Genomic DNA, 17714 nt, shown 5'->3' with positions numbered 1-17714 from the left:
GGCTGGCAGATGGACGTCAACGGCAAGCGGACAGACACGACCGTGCTGGTCGTGGACGACGTGGCGGCCAGCAGGTACGCGATCGGCGCCATGCTGCGCCGCGCCGGTTACCAGGTCGTCGTGGCCGGCACCGGTCACGACGCCCTCGTCGAACTCGACGTACGGCTGCGCAAGGGAACCCTGCCCGACGTGGCGCTCATCGATGTGCACCTGCCGGACATGAGCGGCTTCGAACTGTGCCGTCGGCTCAAGGCCCGGCCGCACATGGCCGGCCTGCCCGTCGTGCACTTCTCGGCCGCAGCCGTGGCGCCAGGTGACCGCAGCGAGGGCCTTGACGCCGGCGGCGAGGCCTATCTGACAGTGCCCGCCGAGCCCGAGGAGATCGACGCGGTGATCCGGGCCGCGGTGCGCGCCGCGCGGCTGCGGGCCGACGACCAGGCGGTGGCCCGACGGCTGACGCAGGTTTCGGAGACGATCGTCGAGATCCAGACGGCGCGCTCCCCGCAGGAACTCGCCGACGCCGCCGTCGAGGGCACCGCCCGGCTCACCGGCGGTCCCGCGGCCGTCTTCGTCCTCGGCCCGGACGACAGGCTGTACCGCGCCACCTCACGCGACCGCACCTCGCTCGCGATGCCCGACGAGGGCGCCCACCGGACCGTGGCCGGTCTGCTCCGGCGGCTCACCCGCGGGCAGGCCGGGGTGCGGATCACCACGGTGCCCGCACCGCTGTGGCCCGCCGGGTTCTTCCGGCCGGAAGTGCAGCACGACGCCCGGATGGCGCTGATCCCCATCCAGGACGGCAGGGCCGCGGTGTGCCTCGCCACCCCCACCCGCGGGGTGCGCCGGGTGAACCCCGAGGGCGAGGCTCTGGTGGCCCGCCTCGCCGAGGCCACCGCGCTCGCCGCCGAGCCGCTGCTCATGTACCAGGTCGAGCGGCACGTCGCCCTCACCCTCCAGCACAGCTTCCTGCCCCAGCCGCACCGACTGCCCGAACTGCCGGGCCTGGACGTCGTGGTCCGGTACGTGCCGGCGTCGGAGGAGACCGAGATCGGCGGCGACTTCTACGCGGCCCTGCGCACCGACGAGGGCGTGCTCGCCGCGGTCGGCGATGTCGTCGGGCACTCGCTGGAGGCGGCCACCGTCATGGTCGAGATCCGGCACGCGCTGCGCGCCTACTGCGTCGACGAGAGCGACCCGGCCGTCCTCGCCGAGCGCCTCGACCGGATGCTCCGGCGCTACCACCCCGACGTCACCGCCACCGTCTGCCTGACCCTGACCGACCCCGCCACCGGACGCACCCGCATCGCCAACGCCGGTCACATCCCGCCACTGATCATCCGGGACACCGGCAGCGCCGACTACGCCAAGGCCGCAGGCCCGCTGCTCGGCGTGGGCCTGCCCCACCCGCCGCCCACCGAACTGTTCCTCGAACCCACCGACCGGCTCCTCATGGTCACCGACGGCCTGATCGAGACCCGGGGCACGGACCTCTCGGTGTCGATGGAGCAGCTCCGCGCGGCCGCCGCCGGCGCCCTGCCCGGCCTGGACGCCCTGTGCGACACCCTCCTCGAGCACTTCGGCCGCGACCGGGAGGACGACATCGCGCTCCTCGCGCTGCGGCTAGGGTGATCGGGATACGCCTAGAACAGGAGTGCCCATGCCACAGATCACCGTTGAATACTCCGAGTCACTCGACGGCACCTTCGACCGGCCCGGCTTCGCACTCGCGCTGCACCCGGTGGTCGTCGAGACGGCCGCCGCGCGCCTCGGGGCGTGCAAGACGCGGTTCCGGCGGACCGAGGACAACGTGGTGGGAGCCGAGGCGGACGGGCACGCCATCGTGTACATCACGCTCGCCCTGCTCCCGGGCCGCACCGACGAGACCAAGGCCGCGCTCACGGCGGCTGTCCTGGACCTACTGAGCGCACACATCAAGCCCACCGACGGACTCACCCTGCACGCCTCCGCGGAGGTGCGCGAACTCGACCCGTCGTACGACAGGTTCGAGAAGTAGGACCCGTGGTTTCTACGACGCCGGCGGCGAGGCCAACGCGATCAGCCGGACGACGAGGTCGCTGAACGGCCCGTCGCCCGGCTCGTTCCTGAGCGACCGGCGCAGCAGTTCACTCAACTCCTCGTCGTACGCGGCACTCACCGCCGCCAGCGCCGCGAAGTCGTGCACCAGCTGTCGCTCCAGCTCGCCGCGCGGGATGCGCCGTCCGTCGAGCCAGATCAACGCCGTCGACTCGACGAGCGAGATCCATGAGCGGATCACCAACTCCAGCCGGGCGGGCGGGTTTTGGACATTCATGTGCGAGAGGATCTGGAGGTACGCCGCCTGCCGTACGCCGTCGACCAGCGCGTTGGTGGTGGACGAACCGACCGCCGGGCCGCCCCGCATCAGCGCCGCGAAACCCGGTCCGTGGTCGTCGACGAAGTCGAAGAACCGGCGCATCACCCGCAGCAGCCGCGACCCCAGCGAGCCTTCCGCGGAGACCATGAACCGCCCCGCGAGATCGTCCGAAGCGCGCTGCAACGCGGCCTCGTACAGGCTGAGTTTGCCGGGAAAGTAGTGGTACACCAGCGGTCGCGAGATGCCCGCGGCCGCGGCTATCTCGTCGATGGAGACCTCGTCGGGCGAGCGTCTGCTGAAGAGTTCGAGGGCGACGCCGATCAGCTGCTGCCGCCGTTCATCGACACCCATCCTGCGGCGTACCCCGGTTGTCATACGAACACCTTACCGATCGGATCCGGCCTGAACGGCCCCGTCCGGCCACGGCGGTTCACATATCCAGGACGATCCTCCCACCACGCGCCCGCGATACACAGATCAGCATCGAGTCACCACGCTCCGCGTCCGTCAGCAGTTCGTCCCGATGCTCGATCTCCCCTTCCAGTACCCGCTGTTGGCAGGTTCCGCAGAATCCCTGCGCACAGGAGTAGGGGGTGTTCGGCAGCTCCGCGCGGACCGCGGCGAGCACCGTGGAGTCGGCGGACACGGCCAACGTACGTCCGCTGCGCCGCAGTTCGACCTCGAAGGCGCCGTTCCCCGCACTGGACGTACGCGGCGCGAAGCGCTCCAGATGCAGCGTCGCCCCCTCCGGGAGCCGGGCCTCGACCGCGGCCATCAGTCCCTCCGGACCGCAGCAGTAGACCGCCGCGTCCTCGGGAGCATCGGCCAACAGCGCGTCGAGGCAGGGCAGTCCGTCCTCGTCCTCGGCGACAACGGTGATCTGCCCGCCCCGCAGCTTCCCGACCTCCTCCAGGAACGGCATCGAGGCCCGCGTACGTCCGCAGTACAACAGCCGCCATTCGGCGCCCTGTTGGAGCGAACGCAGCATCGGCAGGATCGGCGTGATCCCGATACCGCCGACCACGAAGACGTACGCGGGAGCGGCCACGAGCGGGAAGCGGTTGCGCGGCCCGCGCACCTCGACCTCCATGCCTTCCCGGAGCCCCTCGTGCACCTCGCGCGAACCCCCGCGCCCGCCCGCCGTCTCGCCGACGAGCCGGGTCGCGACGGTGTACGACGAGGTGTCCTCCGGGTCCCCGCACAGCGAGTACTGCCGTACGAGCCCCGAGGGCAGCACCAGGTCGAGATGCGCGCCAGGCTCCCAGCGCGGCAGGTTCCGCCCTACCAGGCGGAGTCGTACGACACCGTCGGCGACCCGCTCATGCCGGGCGACCGACAGCCGTAGCGCCCGGGAGCGCGGCCGGCCGGAGACCGGGTTCTCCAGCGCGGGCAACGGCCACAGCGGCGAGGCCCCGATCCGGCGGCGCATCGCGCGCCTGACGAGCAGGGCCGTACCGGCGACGGCCACGAAGGTCCGCAGTCGCCCGGGCATCAGGCCACGCCCCTTTCCGCGGCAGCGTCGGTCGCCTTCTCCGCGACCCCCTTCGTGGCCTTCTCCGCGGCCGTCGCCGCGGGCGAGGCGGCGAGATAGGCCACGGCCTGTGCGGTCGACCCCTCCTGGGACGGGTGATAGGCCCGGCTGAGATAGCGCGGAATGGACCTGAGCATGTCCCCGGTCGACGGCAGTACCCCCGCCTTCCCGGCCCGATGGAAGTCCTTGAAGCTCGCCCGGCCCGCAGTGAGCGTCGGATCGTTCTCCATGAAGAACCGCGCCCCGCGCTGCCACAGGAAGACCAGGGCCGTGAACGCGGTCGCCCAGGTCCGCGCGCGGCGCCGGTAGCCCCCGTCGACGTGCAGGAACAGCTCGAACGCCACGGACCGGTGCTCGACCTCCTCCGCGCCGTGCCAGCGCAGCAGATCCAGCATGGTCGGATCGGCACCACGCCGGTCCAACTCCTCGGCGTTCAGCACCCAGTTGCCGAGAAACGCGGTGTAGTGCTCGATCGCCGCGATGATCGCGACCCGCTCCATCAGCCACCACTTGCGGGCCTTGCCCGGCGGCAGCGTGCGGTCGCCGAGCAGCTTCTCGAAGAGCCAGTCGACCTGGGCGGTGTACGGCGTCGGGTCGAGCCCGAGTTCCCTGAGGTGGGGGAGTACCTCGTCGTGCGCCTGCGCGTGCATGGCCTCCTGGCCGATGAACCCGATGACGTCCTCGCGCAGCCGCTCGTCCCGGATGTACGGCAGCACCTGCTTGTACACGTGCACGAACCAGCGCTCACCGGCCGGCAGCAGCAGATGCAGCACATTGATGGTGTGCGTGGCGAACGGCTCGCCCGGCACCCAGTGCAGGGGCGTGTCCTCCCAGGAGAACGACACCTTCCGCGCCTTGAGGGGTATCCGCTCGGAGTCGACCGGTTCGGGCAGCTCGGCACGCGTGTGAGACATGCCGTCAATGTACTGACGGGTAGATGCGGGGAGAACCCCCGCGCAGCGACTTGTTGACGCAGATGTCAGCTAGGTCCTGTGGCTCGGCTCAGCGCAGCCCGCTGATCTCCCGCCCGTCCTCCAGGCTCCCCTTCAGCTCGGCCTGTGCTCCCTGCTCGGCCCGTACGGTGAGCAGAGAGCCCTGCGCCGACCCGGTGACCCCGCCGGTCGCGCCGACAGACGCCGTGTCCCTGCTGCCGGCCGCGATGAGGTACCAGCTTCCGGTGCCCGACTTCCACAACACACCCGCCAGCACATGCGGGTCGCGGGATCCGCACGCGGGCGAGTTCTCGGCCTTCGCGGCGACCGCACCGTACGTACCGCCCGGCGTCCGGAACTGCGCGAGCACGCGGGTGCCGCCGCCCCGCCAGGTGTCGGCCCGCGTGCACACCCAGGTCGCGCTGCCGCCGGCGTCGGGCAGGTCCTGCCGGGCGTACTGCCAGGCGTTCACGGACCGCACACCCTGCGAGCGCACGGAAGCCAGCGAGCAGGCGAACGGCGCCCAGTTCCGCAGCGCTTCGGCACCGGACACCTCGCCGGGGCCCGAGGGCTGTCCCGAGGTGAGGTGCGCCGGGGTCAGCTCGCCGAGGTCGGTCAGCAGGCGGGTGCCCGAGTTGTCCGTCAGCTCCAGTACGTTCCACGAGGTGCACGCGCCGGACCGCTGGGCCGGGCTGGCCAGCGGGGAGGTGACACCGTCGGCCGCGAGAGCGAGGTCCATCGCGCCGGAGGACGGCTTCATCAGGTCCCGCTCGGTGGCCTTCGTCACCCAAGGGGCCGTCAGGTAGCGGACGTTGCCGTCGGTCCGGCCGAGGACCACCGCCTCCGACTCCGCCCCCTTCGCGCCGTCGACCCGCGCGAAGTCGAGGGCCGCGCCGTTCGTGCCGTCGATCGGCTCGGCATACCGCGCGATGCGCAGACCGTCGTAGAGCAGCACCACACGGGCCTGGTCGACCACGCCCGCGTACAGGAGCTGCGGCGGCCCGGGCGGGGCACCGGACGGGGTGCCGGGGGTCGCCGACACCGCCACCGACTCGCCGGGCCGCGCCCACACGGCGAGCGCCCGCCGCAGCAGGGCGCTGTCCCCGGTGAGGGTTCCGCGCGCGGGCCACACGGAGAAGTCGGTACGCGCGGACGCCTGCCAGGCCCCTGCCGCCACCTTCGTCAGCTGTGCCGGGTCCAGCGCGGCCTGGGCCGCCGGGTTCTGCGCGTACGGTGGCGCCGCGGCGCCGTCGGGCCCCCACCCGTCGCCGGGCAGACCGAGCAGCGCACCGCACACCACGACGGCCGCGGTGGCGGCGATCGCGGCCTTGACGTGCTGCCTGCGCCGCATCAGGTCGGTGGGCCGGGCATGCAGCGAACAGGGGTCGAACTCGGCGGAGCCGAGCAGGGAGTCCTGCGCCTCCATACCGGCGGCCACCGCGAGTGCCGCGCCCGGATCGTCGACACCCGCCGCCGTCAGGACCTTCCGTACGTCCGCCTCGGACAGCTTCTCCAGACCGCGCAGCACATACGCGGCACGGGCCGGCCCGGAGAGCGCGGACAGCCGCTGGTCCAGGGCGAGTTCGTCGGCGCCGCCGGACCGCGGGAAGAGCCTGAGGCCCCACACCTGGGGCAGCAGCGGCGGCAGCTGGGACCGCTTGGGCCACGCCCGCAGGGTCAGCGGCAGGCCCGCCTCCAACGCCGTACGCACCACTTGGAGGCGTACGAAGGCGTAGCCGGGGTCGCCGTCGCGGCCGCCGCCCGTCTGCTGGGCCGGGATGACCGTCGCGTCACCGGACGTGCGGCTCCGGGGCAGCGCGCGCTGGGTGAGGGCGTGCGCGGTCAGCACCCGGCGGTTGCGGCCGAGGCTGGGCGGCAGCACCAGATAGGCGAGCCGGACCAGTCGCGGATAGTGCTCGACGAGCGCCGCCTCGGCCTGCTCGACATCGACGACCGGGCCTGAGGAGGGTGCGGAGCGCGGGGCTACATCCTGTGACTGCACACAGCGAAAAACGAGCGAGCCGTCGGATGGTCACCCGTCACCCATCGCGCGTCACCCGCCTCCCGTCACCCGTCGCGCGCTACTCGGGTTCGACCAGGAGCCTCGCGTAGTTCGCCATCGACCGCTGATAGCGCGGCAGATGGGGTGCGAGGGCGCCGATCACCAGGGCCAGGCCCTCGCGTTCGCGGCCCAGGTCGGCCAGGCAGAGGGCGAGGCAGGCGCGTACCGCGTCGTCCAACTCGTCCGACGGAGCTTCGAGTTCCGGACCGAGAAGGTCCACGCCCTCCTCCGGTTTCCCGAGGTTCCGCAGGGAACTGGCGAGCTGGATCTTGGTGCGGCGCCCCCGGTAGCCGCCCAGGCCGCGGGCCAGCGCCTCCCGGTACAGCGGTATGGCCTTGTCCGAGTGGCCCGTCGAGTCCCAGGCGCACGCCTGCTCGAAGGGGCCGAGCGGGCTGGCGGCGGGCAGCTCGGCGACCAGCTTGTCGATCACCGCCCGGAAATCCGCAGCGTCGGCTTCGTCATAGTCGTCGAACGTGGCCCAGGCCGCCGCCGTACGCTCTTCCCAGTCTTCGTTCACAGGCTCACCCTCGCACAGGTGTGCCTATTGGGGCCCACCGGGGCCGCTGATTGAGCGCTGGGCCCCTGGGAGCCGTATCCAGGGCAAGGGCCCTCGCTCGACGGGGCTCCCGGCGGTATGGGCGCCGACACAGACCGGAGGTACGTAGGTATGAGGTTGACGCGACCGAAGCTCACGGTGGCCGGAGCCGTGGCGGTGCTGGCGCTCACGGGCTGCGCGGCCGAGGACACCTCGGCCACGTCCGACGCGGTGCCCGTCACCGCGACCGGCAGCCTGGAACACATCGCGAGTGAGGCGGGCTGCGCCCCCGAGCTCCAGACGGACGCGGACGAGATCCGCCAGGCCACCTGCAAGAACACCGACGGCCAGTTCATCCTCGCGACCTTCGCCACCGACCGCGGCCAGCGCGAGTGGATCAACGGAGCCAAGGACTACGGCGGGTTCTACCTCGTCGGCCGCAAGTGGGTGGCCGTCGGCGAGCAGAAGGTGGTCACCGCGCTGCGCGACCAGCTCGGCGGCACCATGGAGGTGGGGGCCTCGCACGCCAGTCACACGGGCTGACCGCGCGGGTCCGGGCGACCGCCTCGGATCGGAGCCGATCAGAATCCGAGGCAAGCGAAAGCTGGTGGGGCAAGAGAAAGCCGGTGGCGGGGATTCCCGCCACCGGCTTTCTCAGTGGGTCACCTGCTCAGCGAGCCACTATCGCCACTCACGTGCACTTCTTGCCCGTGTTAATGCAACTGACCACCTTGTTCATCGTGTTCGTGTCGAAGAAGTTGATGAAGTCGTTGTGGTCGGTGATCGGCTTGTGCAGGTTCTCCGGGAAGGAGTCGACCGCGAACGGGTTCACGACCTGGCCGTTCTCGATGGTCGGAGCCGGCACGTCATAGACCAGACGGACCCGGAGCTGGGGGATCGCCTTGAAACCGTTGGCGCAGGTGCCGTCGGCCTGGACGAACGCCACGTGTGTGCGGTGGTTGGCGCTGTCGATGTTCTGGCCGTCCCAGCAGCTCTGGAAGAGGGTCGTCCGTACCACGTTGCTGCCCTCGGGGCAGATCGGGTACTTGTCCTCCAGCTGCACCTTGTTCTCGAAGCCGGTGCAGCTCCAGTTGGCGTTGGCGTTGGCATTGCCGTTGATGAAGGCCTTGGCGTCACCGGTGATGATGCGCAGGGCCGTCGGCATCGCGACGACGTCGCCCGTCTTGTTCCCGAGGAACTTGATCTGTGCCTCGACGGGCTCGAGGATCTTGCCCACGTTGCCCTCGGTGCCGCCACCGGCGTTGTTCTGGTCGAAGTCCTGCGTACCGTCCTGCACACGCAGCACCGGCCAGAAGTACGAAGACTTGTCACCCTGGTTCTGGCAGGTGGTGTCGGCCGCCGCCAGGTCCGCGTCGCTCGCGAAAGCGTCGTTGTTCTGGTTGCCGACATAGTCGTGCAGGTGGTGTGCGCCGTTGGTGACACCGGGGGCGACGATCACGTTGTCCGTGTTGTGGTTGTCGTTCCCGTTGGTGCCGCACTTCGTGGTGAAGGTGCCCGTCGAACCGGTCTTCCCGCTCGCGCTGAGCCCGTTCGCGCCCACGCCCTTTTGGTTGTTGGCCTGGGCGGTGGTGATGTCCTGGAAGTCGGCCGCCACCGGGCCGTTGCCACCCTGACCGCCGCCTGCTGCCGGAGGAGCGGGCTCAGCGGCGTCCCCACCAGGAGCGGGACTCTCGGTGTTCTGGTCGCCACCGTTCTGGTTCTGGCCGTCCCCCGCCTGACCGTCGTTGGTCTGCGGCTGTTCCACGGCCTCCCCGGTGCAGGAGGCGAGACCGTCCAGCGTGCCCGGGGCGTTGCCGCCGACGCGGGATATCTCCAGCTGGATCCGGTCGATGATCACCGCTCGGTTGTCCTTGAGCGGCTGGAGAACGGAGTTCTGGACGAAGCTCGCGTCCTGGGCCTGCGCGTCGCGGGTGGTCGCCAACCGCTGGTAGGCGTCGGTGATCTGCTGGTCCAGCGTGGCCAGCTCGCCGTCGACCTCCCCGCGCGCCGGGTCGGGCACATCGGTGAGCTGCTGACCGACATCCGGGCAGTAAATGGTGGCCACCTGAGCGGTGGCGGCCTTGGTGCTGTTCTGCCCTGAGTTCTCCTCGTGAGCCGAGGCGTAAAAGTTCGCCCAGACAAGACCGCCTCCACCGATCGCGAGGGCCGCGGATGCGGCCACGGCGCGAACGGCCAGTGGCGAACGGCGTTTTCGTACGTTGCGTCCCATGGAACTCCTCTGACTTCCTTGCGGGGCAGGAGGCGCCCGACAGGAGTGAAGCGGCTCCATTTCATACGCGTGGGGCGTGGGTGGTGTTCAGAAACCTCGGAAAATCTTAGAACCTCGTGAAGTCGATTCCGGCACAATGGGCACAGAACCCCGCGATTCTCCGGCAGTTGATCTCGAAAAACAGGTTTGGTGACGGGCCTGAATGCTATTCAGCGCCGCTGAACAGGTGTCAGTACGGGTCAACGCTGCCCTTGGTCCAGATAGGCGAGCACCGCGAGTACGCGCCGGTTGTCGTCATCCGAGACCTCCAGTCCCAGCTTGGCGAAGATATTGGAGGTGTGTTTGGCGATCGCCCGTTCCGTGACCACGAGTTGACCCGCGATCGCTGCGTTCGTACGCCCCTGTGCCATCAGTTCGAGCACCTCCCGCTCGCGCGGGGTGAGTCGCCCGAGCGGCTGGTCGGTGGTCGAGCGCCGGGACAGCAGCTGCTGGATCACCTGCGGATCCATGGCCGTACCCCCTCCCGCGACCCTGCGCACGGCATCGATGAACTGGTCTGCATCGAACACCCGGTCCTTGAGTAGATAGCCGACCCCGCCGGTGCCGTCGGCGAGCAACTCCCGCGCGTACAACTGCTCCACGTGCTGCGAGAGGACGAGCACCGGCAACCCGGGCCGGTTCCGGCGGGCCTCCAGCGCACACTGAAGCCCCTCGTCGGTGTGCGAGGGCGGCAGCCGTACGTCGACCACCGCGACATCCGGCTCCAACTCGGCCAGCGCCCGGCTCAGTTCGGGCCCGGTCTCGACCGCCGCGGCGATCTCGAAGTCGTACGCCTGGAGCATCCGGACCAGTCCGTCGCGCAGCAGGAACAGGTCTTCGGCTAGGACAACTCGCAAGGGATCTCCATGGTGACCATGGTGGGACCGCCCGCGGGGCTGCTGACGGCCAGGACGCCGTCGAATGTACCCAGTCGCCGGTCGACCCCGGTGAGTCCGGAGCCCGCGTCGAGCCGGGCGCCGCCCGTGCCGTTGTCGGTGACCGTGATGCGCAGCATGCCGTCCGCGTGATGGACGTCCACCCAGACGCGCTCGGCGCCCGAGTGCTTGACCGCGTTGGTCAGCACCTCACTGACGGCGAAGTACGCGGCCGCCTCCACCGGCTCGCCCGGCCGGCCGTCGAGCTCGACCTCCACCTCGCTCACGAGTGGCAGCCGCAGCGCCAACGCCCGTACGGCGTCGCCGAGTCCGCGCTCGGCGAGCACGGGCGGATGGATGCCCCGGACGAGGTCCCGCAGCTCGGTGAGCGCGTCGGCGGAGGACCTGCGGGCCTGCGCCAGCAACTCCTTCGCCTTCGCCGGGTCCTTCTCGACCAGCGCCTCGATGGTCCCCAGGTCCATCCCCATGGCAACCAGCCTCGCCTGTGCCCCGTCGTGCAAGTCCCGTTCAATACGCCGGAGTTCGGCTGCCGAGGTGTCGACCGCGTCGCGCCGTGTCTCGGTCAGTACGCGTACCCGCTCGGCGAGTTCGCCCTCGCCCGGGCTGAGCACGGCCCGGGTGAGCAGGAAGTGGACGCGCAGCAGGGGCGGGGTGAGGCGGTAGGCGGCGCCGAGGAAGGCGACGCCCAGCGCGCCCGCGAGGAGCGCCGTGCCCTGCCCGGAGACCGGCACGAACCCGTACCACCAGCCGGTGCTCGTGCCGTCCGTCAGGACGCGCCACAGGCCGAGCGCGAGCGCGAACCCCTCCAGGGGGTAGAGCAGCAGGGCGGCCGGCAGCAGCGCGGTGACGAATCCGGCGGTCATGTCGACCGGCAGCCACGCCAGGTCCCGCCAGGTCGCCGGGTCCCGGAGCATCCGGAAACACCGCTCCCACGGGTTGGCACCCTCGGGTACCGGCCGGTACCTGGCCGGAATGCGCACCCCGCACCACTGGGCCGCGACGATCCGCCGCCAGTTCGCGAAGGCGCGTACGCCGCTGAGTACCCACGGCGTCGTGACGATCCCGATGCCGACCGGCACCAGCGCGATCGACACGACCGTCAGCACGAACAGCACCACCGACCCGACGATCCCGACCACACTGACCAGAAGCCCCCGCGCCCCCGCCACGACAACGTCCTGCGCCCGCGCCCGCACCGGGCTGCTGTTCTCTGTCTCCATGAGCTCAGTCTCACGGACCCGCCGGTGCCGGTCACTGGGCCGGGCCCCCGGGCGGGGGGTGGTGGTGGGTGCACCTCTTTGTCTTTCGCCCCCTCCGCCCCTACCCGTCCCTTGTTCCTGGGGCTCCGCCCCAGACCCCGCTCCTCAAACGCCGGAGGGGTCAACTCCAGCCCGTCCGGCGTTTGAGGACGAGCGCGTTCAGCGCGACAGCGGGGGTCTGGGGGCGGCAGCCCCCAGGGTCAAGGGACGGGTAGGGGCGGAGGGGGCGAGAACACTCCTCACAACCCGAGCACCTTCGCCTCCACCCCAGGATCAAGCCCCACCGCAGGCCGGTCGGCCCGCACGGGCGCAACCCCGCCGAGCCCCTGGAGCCAGCTCCAGGTATCGGCGACGGTCTCCAGAACGGGCCGGCACCGCAGCCCGGCACCGACCGCCCGACCCACACCGACCCCATGAAGAGCCCCATGGAGCTCGCTCCCACCCGGCACCCACACCGGCAACTGCGTCCACGGCTCGATCCCGGCCCCGAGAATCACCTCGGCATCGGTCCACCGCAGATCCCCCTCACCCCCGGTGACCTGGACGCACGCGTCGAGGAGTTCCCCCATCGTCGTATGCCCCCGCGGACTGACCAGGTTGTACGCCCCGCCCAGCCTCCGCTCCACGCCCCCGAGGATCCACTCGGCGAGATCGCGGACATCGACGTACTGGAGAGGGAGCTCACGAGGCCCGGGGGCGAGGACCGGCCCGCCCCGGGCGACCCGGTTCAGCCACCACGGCAGCCGCCCGATGTTCTCGTACGGCCCGAGGATCAGCCCGGCCCGCACCAGCAGAGCCTCCTCCACCCCGAAGGCGCCAAGCACGGCCAGCTCACCACCCCGCTTGTCCCGCGCGTAGTCGATCTGCTCGGCGTCCCCGGACGCACCGTCGACGAGGGCCGCTTCCTCGTCGTACCCGGCGGGCGGCGGCCACGCGTACACGGAGCAGCTCGACACGTACACATACCGACCGACTTGGTCGGCCAGCAGCCGCGCCGCGTCCCGCACGGCCCGCGGCGCGGCCGACCAGGTGTCGACGACGGCATCCCACTCACCGTCGGCAAGCGCCGCCAGCCCGTCGGGAGCGGTGCGGTCGCCGTGCAACGACCGCACCCCGGCGGGAGGTGCGTGCCGCCCGCGGTGGAAGACGGTCACCTCCCAGCCGCGACCGAGCGCCGCCTCCACGACGGCGCGCCCCGCGAACTCCGTACCACCCAGCATCAGAAGCCTCATACGGACGACTCTGCCCGGACGGCGGGCGGTACGGAACGGGAATCTGCCGACAGAAGATCCGCCGTCAGGCGGGGGAGGCCGACCGGGGGGTCAACGACCGGTCGGCGGCGCGTACTTGTACCCCACTCGCCGCACCGTCTGAATCGTCTGCCGGTGCTGAACGCCGAGCTTGCGCCGCAGTCGTGCGACGTGCACGTCGACGGTCCGCCCGTCGCCCACGTGCCCGTAGCCCCACACGGTGGTGACCAGCTGGTCGCGGGTGTGCACCCGGTGCGGGTGCGCGACGAGGTGCGCGAGCAGCTCGAACTCCAGGTAAGTGAGGTCGAGTTGCTGCCCGTCGACCTCGGCGGTGCGCTGCACGGTGTCGATGCGGACGAGCGGGTTGCCACCGCCGACGGCGCCTTCGGCGGCGAACGGCGCGGGCCGGTCCGGCACGGCGACCGGCAGCAGGGGCTGCTGGTCGGCCGGTACGAGGACCAGGTAGCCGATCATCGGCGGCTGCCCCGGCAGCACGGGCAGGGTGTGCTGGGGAGCGGGCAGCCAGGTGGCGCCCGGCGGCAGGAAGTCGGTGACGTCCACCACCTCGTCCCGGTCGACGGCACGCAGTCGGTGGCGTCCGGACGTGGTGGATGGCGCAGCCGGGGAGGTCGCGACGGAGGAGAAGGAACGGGTGTTCGCCATGAGAGGTCAGCTCTTTCGCGCGAGAAGTTCGTCGGGAAGATCGACGGCCACGAGTTCGTGGTCGGGCTCGTCGAGGACGTACGTCGTGCGCGCTGGCCGGAGGCCGGGTGTCGGCTTTAGAGGGCCCGCGCGTTCATCGCGCGACAACACACCCGGTCGAAGTCATGATGCTGACGGGAAGGCCAGAACGGCTCCAGGTCCTGGCGACCCGTCGCGCTGTACCTCTGGAAGCTGGCCATGCCCCCATTGAAGCAGAAGCCGGCGCCCGGCAGGAGACTCCTCTCACCGGTCGGACGCTTCCTTGGCGCGAACTTGACGTCACACCCCTGTAAAACCTGGCGTGGCGCCACTGCGAAACCTGACATGGCATCCCTGGGGGAAAGAGCAAGGGCGCCCACCGCGACGGTGGACGCCCTTCGCACAAGCTGTGAGCCGGGTGGTGGATCAGACCTGTCCGGCCTTCTCCAGGGCGGTGCAGCACGTGTCGACGATCAGCCGCGTCACGACGTACGGGTCGACGTTGGCGTTCGGACGGCGGTCCTCGATGTAGCCCTTGCCGTCCTGCTCGACCTGCCAGGGGATACGGACCGAGGCGCCGCGGTTGGAGACGCCGTAGGAGTACTCGTTCCACGGGGCGGTCTCGTGCAGGCCGGTCAGGCGGTCGTCGATGCCCGCGCCGTAGTGCTTGACGTGATCCATCGGCTTCGAGCCCTCGCCCAGCGACTCGCACGCGGTGATGATCGCGTCGTAGCCCTCGCGCATCGCCTTCGTGGAGAAGTTGGTGTGTGCGCCCGCGCCGTTCCAGTCGCCCTTCACCGGCTTGGGGTCCAGGGTCGCGGAGACGTCGAAGTCCTCGGCGGTGCGGTAGAGCAGCCAGCGGGCCACCCACAGCTGGTCGGAGACCTCCAGCGGGGAGACCGGGCCGACCTGGAACTCCCACTGGCCGGGCATGACCTCGGCGTTGATGCCGGAGATGGCGAGACCCGCCTTGAGACAGTTCTCCAGGTGCGCCTCGACGATGTCACGGCCGAAGATCTCGTCCGAGCCGACACCGCAGTAGTAGCCGCCCTGCGCGGCCGGGAAGCCGCCCTCGGGGAAGCCGAGCGGGCGGGCGCCCTTGAAGAAGGTGTACTCCTGCTCGATGCCGAAGATCGACTCCTGCGCGGCGAACTTGTCCGACACCTCGGTCAGCGCGGCACGGGTGTTGGACTCGTGCGGAGTCATGTCGATGTTCAGGACCTCGCACATCACGAGGATGTCGTCGCCGCCGCGGATCGGGTCCGGGTACGTGGCGACCGGCTTGAGTACGCGGTCGGAGGCGTGGCCCTCGGCCTGGTTCGTCGAGGAACCGTCGAAGCCCCAGATCGCCAGCTCGGCACCCTTGGCGTCGTCGGCCAGTATCTTCGTCTTCGAACGGAGCTTGGCCGTCGGCTCGGTGCCGTCGATCCAGATGTACTCAGCCTTGAAGGTCACGGGCCACATCCTTCGGGGTGGGTCTTCAGTCGCACTGCGGGTGCTGCCTGCGGCGCTGCGGCACTGAGGCGCTGCGGATACGCAGGTCAGCCTGTCAACAGGCGATTTCCCGATCATTGCTCGAATGTGAACCCCGTGTTACCTGAGCTGTGTGTGCCCGCTATTACCGGGCGCTGTCCGACGGGGGTGTTCGCGACCGCGATCGGCGGCCCCGCCGGGCGGTCGCGCACGGAGTTTCGCCCTGCCCGGGGTGCCACAGCTCGTATGCGATGGGTTTGCGGGCGCGCACGGGGTGTCGGGGACCGTGCACGGGGTGTGGGGTGCGCACGAGTGGGGGTCCTGCGCACGAGTGAGGGCCCTGCCGCCTCTTCCCGGAAAGCGGCAGGGCCCGGTTCATGCGGGCTCCCGTCAGCCCACCCGCTCGACAACCACGTTGCGGATCACGAACTTGCCGGGCTCCCGGACCAGTTCGAAGGCCGCGGTGTTCAGCAGGACGCAGCTTCCGGAGACCGAAGTGACCTCCACGGTCGTGGACTTGTTGTTGTCCAGGTTGGTGACCCTGAGCTCCGTCCCGACCGGGAACTGGTTGCTGGACGCGGCCGGGGTGCCCGCCTCCGAGAAGAGGGTGACGGTCGAGCCGTTGCAGACCTGCTCGCCGGTGGCGCCGCCGGCGTCGGCACCCCCACCGGTGTCCTGTGCGGGGGCGCTCGCGGCGGGGGCCGAGGCCGGGGGAGCCGCGGGGGCGGGCGGCGTGGCGGTCTGGGAGTCCTGAGCCGACTCCCCGACCGCACAGCCGGACGCTTCCTGCTGCACCTTGATCTGCGCGAGGACCGCCTCGCGGTTGGCGATCCGGGCCTCCGACTGCGAGTCGGGGTTGGCCCGTTGGTCGGCGATGAACGTCTCGTTGTTGCCGAACGCGGTGGCCAGTCCCTGGCAGACCGTCGAGCTCGCCGCGTTCTGCACCGACGCGGCGTTCGAGGTGGCAGCCAGGGCGAAGGCCCCGCCTCCGGCCACGGCCGCGGCGCTGACCAACAGCGCGAGCTTCTTCTTGGTGCTGAGGGTTCTCCTGCGCGACATGGGCGGCCTCCTGTGTGCGGGGGTACGTACGCCGCTATGTACGAGATGCCGAACGGAGTTACTCAACAGTTACAGGAGTCACCGAAGTAACTTAGGTCACAAGGGAGTTGGCCCCCCGGCGAGGATCTGTCCGCCGCACGCGCTACGTGAAACCCCTTCTTCTGCTGGCGCCCCAGCAGCCCCAAGTGCCTTGTGGCCAGCGGCTTTTGTCAGTGCCTGGCGGTAGAATAGAAGCAGTGTTCGAGGGTGTCGCCGGGGGTCCGGCGGTGCCCTGACCGCGACAGGAGGATGCCTGTGCCCGCTGCCGCACTGAAGCCGCTGCCCACCCAGTCCACGTCCAGGAGGCCGGTCCAGCTGGACCTGCCGTACGAGCCCGTGGAGAAGCGCCCGCTGCCGCCGGGGCGCCCCCGCGAGTGGTACGTCGTCCACAACCGCCGGCTCAAGGCGATGCGCCTCGCGATCGCCCTGCTCGACTCCGGTATCTACATGCCGAACCAGGCCCGCAACGACACGATCCGCATCACCGCCCAACTCATCGGCGTCCATCCACCGTCGGACACCACATGCCACATGGTGCGGGCCCTGATGAGGTACGCGCGCTGATCCACTTCTCGATCGTCGGAGGGGCTGAATCTCTCCCTGGCCGGGGGAGATCTTTCAGCCCGTCCGGCGTTTGAGGACGAGCGCGTTCAGCGCGATACGGGGGTCTGGGTGCGGAGCCCCCAGACCCAAGGGACGGGCAGGGGCGGCGGGGGCGAAAAAACTCCCCGCCCCGCCCGGCAACCCACCCCCACCGCCCCCGCCTCACCCGATCGCCGTCCCCGGCATGCGCCCACCCCGCTCCCCGCCTTGACTGAGGCAACCGCGAGGCATGGAACGGAACGGGAACGGAACGGGACGAGAACCACCGAGACGTCGGGAGACGCCATGACGAGGCACGGCATACGGGGGCTGATCCTGGGCACAGCCGCCACGGCGGCCCTGGCCGCCCCCCTCACCGGCTGCTCGGACGACACCACCCCCTCCGGCGCCGTCTCCAATGCCGCCTCCGCGGCGTCCTCCCTCGCCTCCGAGGCCGGCGACACCCTCGCCTCCGCCACCGCCGAGGCCGGCCAGAAGTTCGACGAGTTCAAGAACGGCGTGAACGCCAAGGGCGACGCCAAGGTGAGCGACGTGAGCACCGGCACCGACGGACGCTCCACCGTCAAGGTGACCGTCACCAACTCCACCTCCTCGTCGAAGTCGTACGCCGTCCAGATCGACTTCCGCGACCGGAGCGGCAACCTCCTCGACACGGTCGTCGTCACGGTCGACGACGTCGCGGCGGGCGCCGCCAAGGACGCCACCGCCCGCAGCAGCCGCACCCTCTCCGGCGAGGTCACCGCCGAGGTGACCAGAGCCGTGCGGAACTGAC

Annotated in this window: 17 protein-coding genes; 5 read left to right on the top strand and 12 right to left on the bottom strand. The window is 70.5% G+C overall.

The window, feature by feature from the left end; translation table 11 throughout:
- Positions 1 to 9: 9 nt before the first annotated feature.
- Positions 10 to 1629 (top strand): SpoIIE family protein phosphatase, encoded by a 1620-nt coding sequence (locus ACIPC1_RS01615; RefSeq protein ID WP_402513352.1) that lies wholly within the window; start codon positions 10 to 12, stop codon positions 1627 to 1629.
- Positions 1630 to 1657: 28 nt separating this feature from the next.
- Positions 1658 to 2014: a 5-carboxymethyl-2-hydroxymuconate Delta-isomerase gene (locus tag ACIPC1_RS01610; RefSeq protein ID WP_402512346.1), complete on the top strand. Its 357-nt coding sequence runs from the start codon at positions 1658 to 1660 to the stop codon at positions 2012 to 2014.
- A gap of 12 nt (positions 2015 to 2026) precedes the next feature.
- Here ACIPC1_RS01610 and ACIPC1_RS01605 read toward each other — a convergent pair whose 3' ends face one another.
- From ACIPC1_RS01605 to ACIPC1_RS01585, 5 genes are all read right to left on the bottom strand, one after another.
- Complete coding sequence (locus tag ACIPC1_RS01605; RefSeq protein WP_402512344.1) at positions 2027 to 2728, bottom strand: TetR/AcrR family transcriptional regulator; 702 nt, start codon at positions 2726 to 2728, stop codon at positions 2027 to 2029.
- 55 nt (positions 2729 to 2783) lie between these two features.
- A complete protein-coding gene (locus tag ACIPC1_RS01600) occupies positions 2784 to 3845 on the bottom strand; it encodes a PDR/VanB family oxidoreductase (RefSeq protein ID WP_402512342.1) in 1062 nt (353 codons plus the stop codon).
- Entirely contained in the window at positions 3845 to 4798 is a 954-nt protein-coding gene (locus ACIPC1_RS01595; RefSeq protein WP_402512340.1) for a metal-dependent hydrolase, read from the bottom strand. Before ACIPC1_RS01595 ends, ACIPC1_RS01600 begins: the two co-directional genes overlap by 1 nt.
- 88 nt (positions 4799 to 4886) lie before the next feature.
- Positions 4887 to 6818 (bottom strand): hypothetical protein, encoded by a 1932-nt coding sequence (locus ACIPC1_RS01590; protein ID WP_402512338.1) that lies wholly within the window; start codon positions 6816 to 6818, stop codon positions 4887 to 4889.
- A gap of 79 nt (positions 6819 to 6897) precedes the next feature.
- Positions 6898 to 7413 (bottom strand): tetratricopeptide repeat protein, encoded by a 516-nt coding sequence (locus tag ACIPC1_RS01585; protein ID WP_402513350.1) that lies wholly within the window; start codon positions 7411 to 7413, stop codon positions 6898 to 6900.
- 132 nt (positions 7414 to 7545) lie between these two features.
- Here ACIPC1_RS01585 and ACIPC1_RS01580 point away from each other — a divergent pair, with 132 nt between their 5' ends.
- Positions 7546 to 7956, top strand: a complete 411-nt coding sequence (locus tag ACIPC1_RS01580) for a hypothetical protein (protein ID WP_402512336.1) — start codon at positions 7546 to 7548, stop codon at positions 7954 to 7956.
- 148 nt (positions 7957 to 8104) lie between these two features.
- On the opposite strand, the gene ACIPC1_RS01575 is transcribed toward ACIPC1_RS01580, so the two are convergent.
- The 7 genes from ACIPC1_RS01575 to ACIPC1_RS01545 form a co-directional block, all read right to left on the bottom strand.
- The gene (locus tag ACIPC1_RS01575) at positions 8105 to 9643 is read right to left on the bottom strand and encodes a DUF1996 domain-containing protein (protein WP_402512335.1); all 1539 of its coding nucleotides are present in this window, start codon (positions 9641 to 9643) and stop codon (positions 8105 to 8107) included.
- Positions 9644 to 9882: 239 nt separating this feature from the next.
- Positions 9883 to 10539 (bottom strand): LuxR C-terminal-related transcriptional regulator, encoded by a 657-nt coding sequence (locus tag ACIPC1_RS01570; RefSeq protein ID WP_402512333.1) that lies wholly within the window; start codon positions 10537 to 10539, stop codon positions 9883 to 9885.
- On the bottom strand, positions 10524 to 11798 hold the full coding sequence (locus tag ACIPC1_RS01565) for a sensor histidine kinase (RefSeq protein WP_402512331.1): 1275 nt from the start codon (positions 11796 to 11798) through the stop codon (positions 10524 to 10526). Before ACIPC1_RS01565 ends, ACIPC1_RS01570 begins: the two co-directional genes overlap by 16 nt.
- A gap of 278 nt (positions 11799 to 12076) precedes the next feature.
- Positions 12077 to 13069, bottom strand: a complete 993-nt coding sequence (locus ACIPC1_RS01560) for an NAD-dependent epimerase/dehydratase family protein (protein ID WP_402512329.1) — start codon at positions 13067 to 13069, stop codon at positions 12077 to 12079.
- 90 nt (positions 13070 to 13159) lie between these two features.
- Positions 13160 to 13750 (bottom strand): winged helix-turn-helix domain-containing protein, encoded by a 591-nt coding sequence (locus ACIPC1_RS01555; RefSeq protein WP_402512327.1) that lies wholly within the window; start codon positions 13748 to 13750, stop codon positions 13160 to 13162.
- Between the two features lie 444 nt (positions 13751 to 14194).
- Positions 14195 to 15223: a glutamine synthetase gene (gene glnII / locus ACIPC1_RS01550; protein ID WP_402512325.1), complete on the bottom strand. Its 1029-nt coding sequence runs from the start codon at positions 15221 to 15223 to the stop codon at positions 14195 to 14197.
- A gap of 408 nt (positions 15224 to 15631) precedes the next feature.
- The gene (locus tag ACIPC1_RS01545; protein WP_402512324.1) at positions 15632 to 16300 is read right to left on the bottom strand and encodes a hypothetical protein; all 669 of its coding nucleotides are present in this window, start codon (positions 16298 to 16300) and stop codon (positions 15632 to 15634) included.
- 294 nt (positions 16301 to 16594) lie between these two features.
- On the opposite strand from ACIPC1_RS01545, the gene ACIPC1_RS01540 reads away from it, so the two are divergent.
- Together ACIPC1_RS01540 and ACIPC1_RS01535 are read left to right on the top strand one after the other, a co-directional pair.
- Positions 16595 to 16903 carry a hypothetical protein gene (locus tag ACIPC1_RS01540; RefSeq protein WP_384384941.1) on the top strand — a complete coding sequence of 103 codons (309 nt, stop codon included), beginning with the start codon at positions 16595 to 16597 and terminating at the stop codon, positions 16901 to 16903.
- 324 nt (positions 16904 to 17227) lie between these two features.
- A complete protein-coding gene (locus tag ACIPC1_RS01535) occupies positions 17228 to 17713 on the top strand; it encodes a hypothetical protein (protein WP_402512322.1) in 486 nt (161 codons plus the stop codon).
- Position 17714: the final 1 nt, after the last annotated feature.

Source organism: Streptomyces sp. NPDC087263, assembly GCF_044744645.1.
Lineage (GTDB): Bacteria > Actinomycetota > Actinomycetes > Streptomycetales > Streptomycetaceae > Streptomyces.
The sequence above is the reverse complement of the archived record's forward strand: the minus strand, read 5'-3'. Positions and strand labels throughout refer to the sequence as shown.

Excerpts from the sequence above, each read along its gene's own strand:
- ACIPC1_RS01555 (WP_402512327.1), bottom strand. The coding sequence starts at position 13,750 with ATGGCGAACACCCGTTCCTTCTCCTCCGTCGCGACCTCCCCGGCTGCG.
- ACIPC1_RS01595 (WP_402512340.1), bottom strand. The coding sequence starts at position 4,798 with ATGTCTCACACGCGTGCCGAGCTGCCCGAACCGGTCGACTCCGAGCGG.
- ACIPC1_RS01545 (WP_402512324.1), bottom strand. The coding sequence starts at position 16,300 with ATGTCGCGCAGGAGAACCCTCAGCACCAAGAAGAAGCTCGCGCTGTTG.
- ACIPC1_RS01560 (WP_402512329.1), bottom strand. The coding sequence starts at position 13,069 with ATGAGGCTTCTGATGCTGGGTGGTACGGAGTTCGCGGGGCGCGCCGTC.
- ACIPC1_RS01610 (WP_402512346.1), top strand. The coding sequence starts at position 1,658 with ATGCCACAGATCACCGTTGAATACTCCGAGTCACTCGACGGCACCTTC.
- ACIPC1_RS01615 (WP_402513352.1), top strand. The coding sequence starts at position 10 with ATGGACGTCAACGGCAAGCGGACAGACACGACCGTGCTGGTCGTGGAC.
- ACIPC1_RS01575 (WP_402512335.1), bottom strand. The coding sequence starts at position 9,643 with ATGGGACGCAACGTACGAAAACGCCGTTCGCCACTGGCCGTTCGCGCC.
- ACIPC1_RS01600 (WP_402512342.1), bottom strand. The coding sequence starts at position 3,845 with ATGCCCGGGCGACTGCGGACCTTCGTGGCCGTCGCCGGTACGGCCCTG.
- ACIPC1_RS01565 (WP_402512331.1), bottom strand. The coding sequence starts at position 11,798 with ATGGAGACAGAGAACAGCAGCCCGGTGCGGGCGCGGGCGCAGGACGTT.
- ACIPC1_RS01535 (WP_402512322.1), top strand. The coding sequence starts at position 17,228 with ATGACGAGGCACGGCATACGGGGGCTGATCCTGGGCACAGCCGCCACG.
- ACIPC1_RS01605 (WP_402512344.1), bottom strand. The coding sequence starts at position 2,728 with ATGACAACCGGGGTACGCCGCAGGATGGGTGTCGATGAACGGCGGCAG.
- ACIPC1_RS01580 (WP_402512336.1), top strand. The coding sequence starts at position 7,546 with ATGAGGTTGACGCGACCGAAGCTCACGGTGGCCGGAGCCGTGGCGGTG.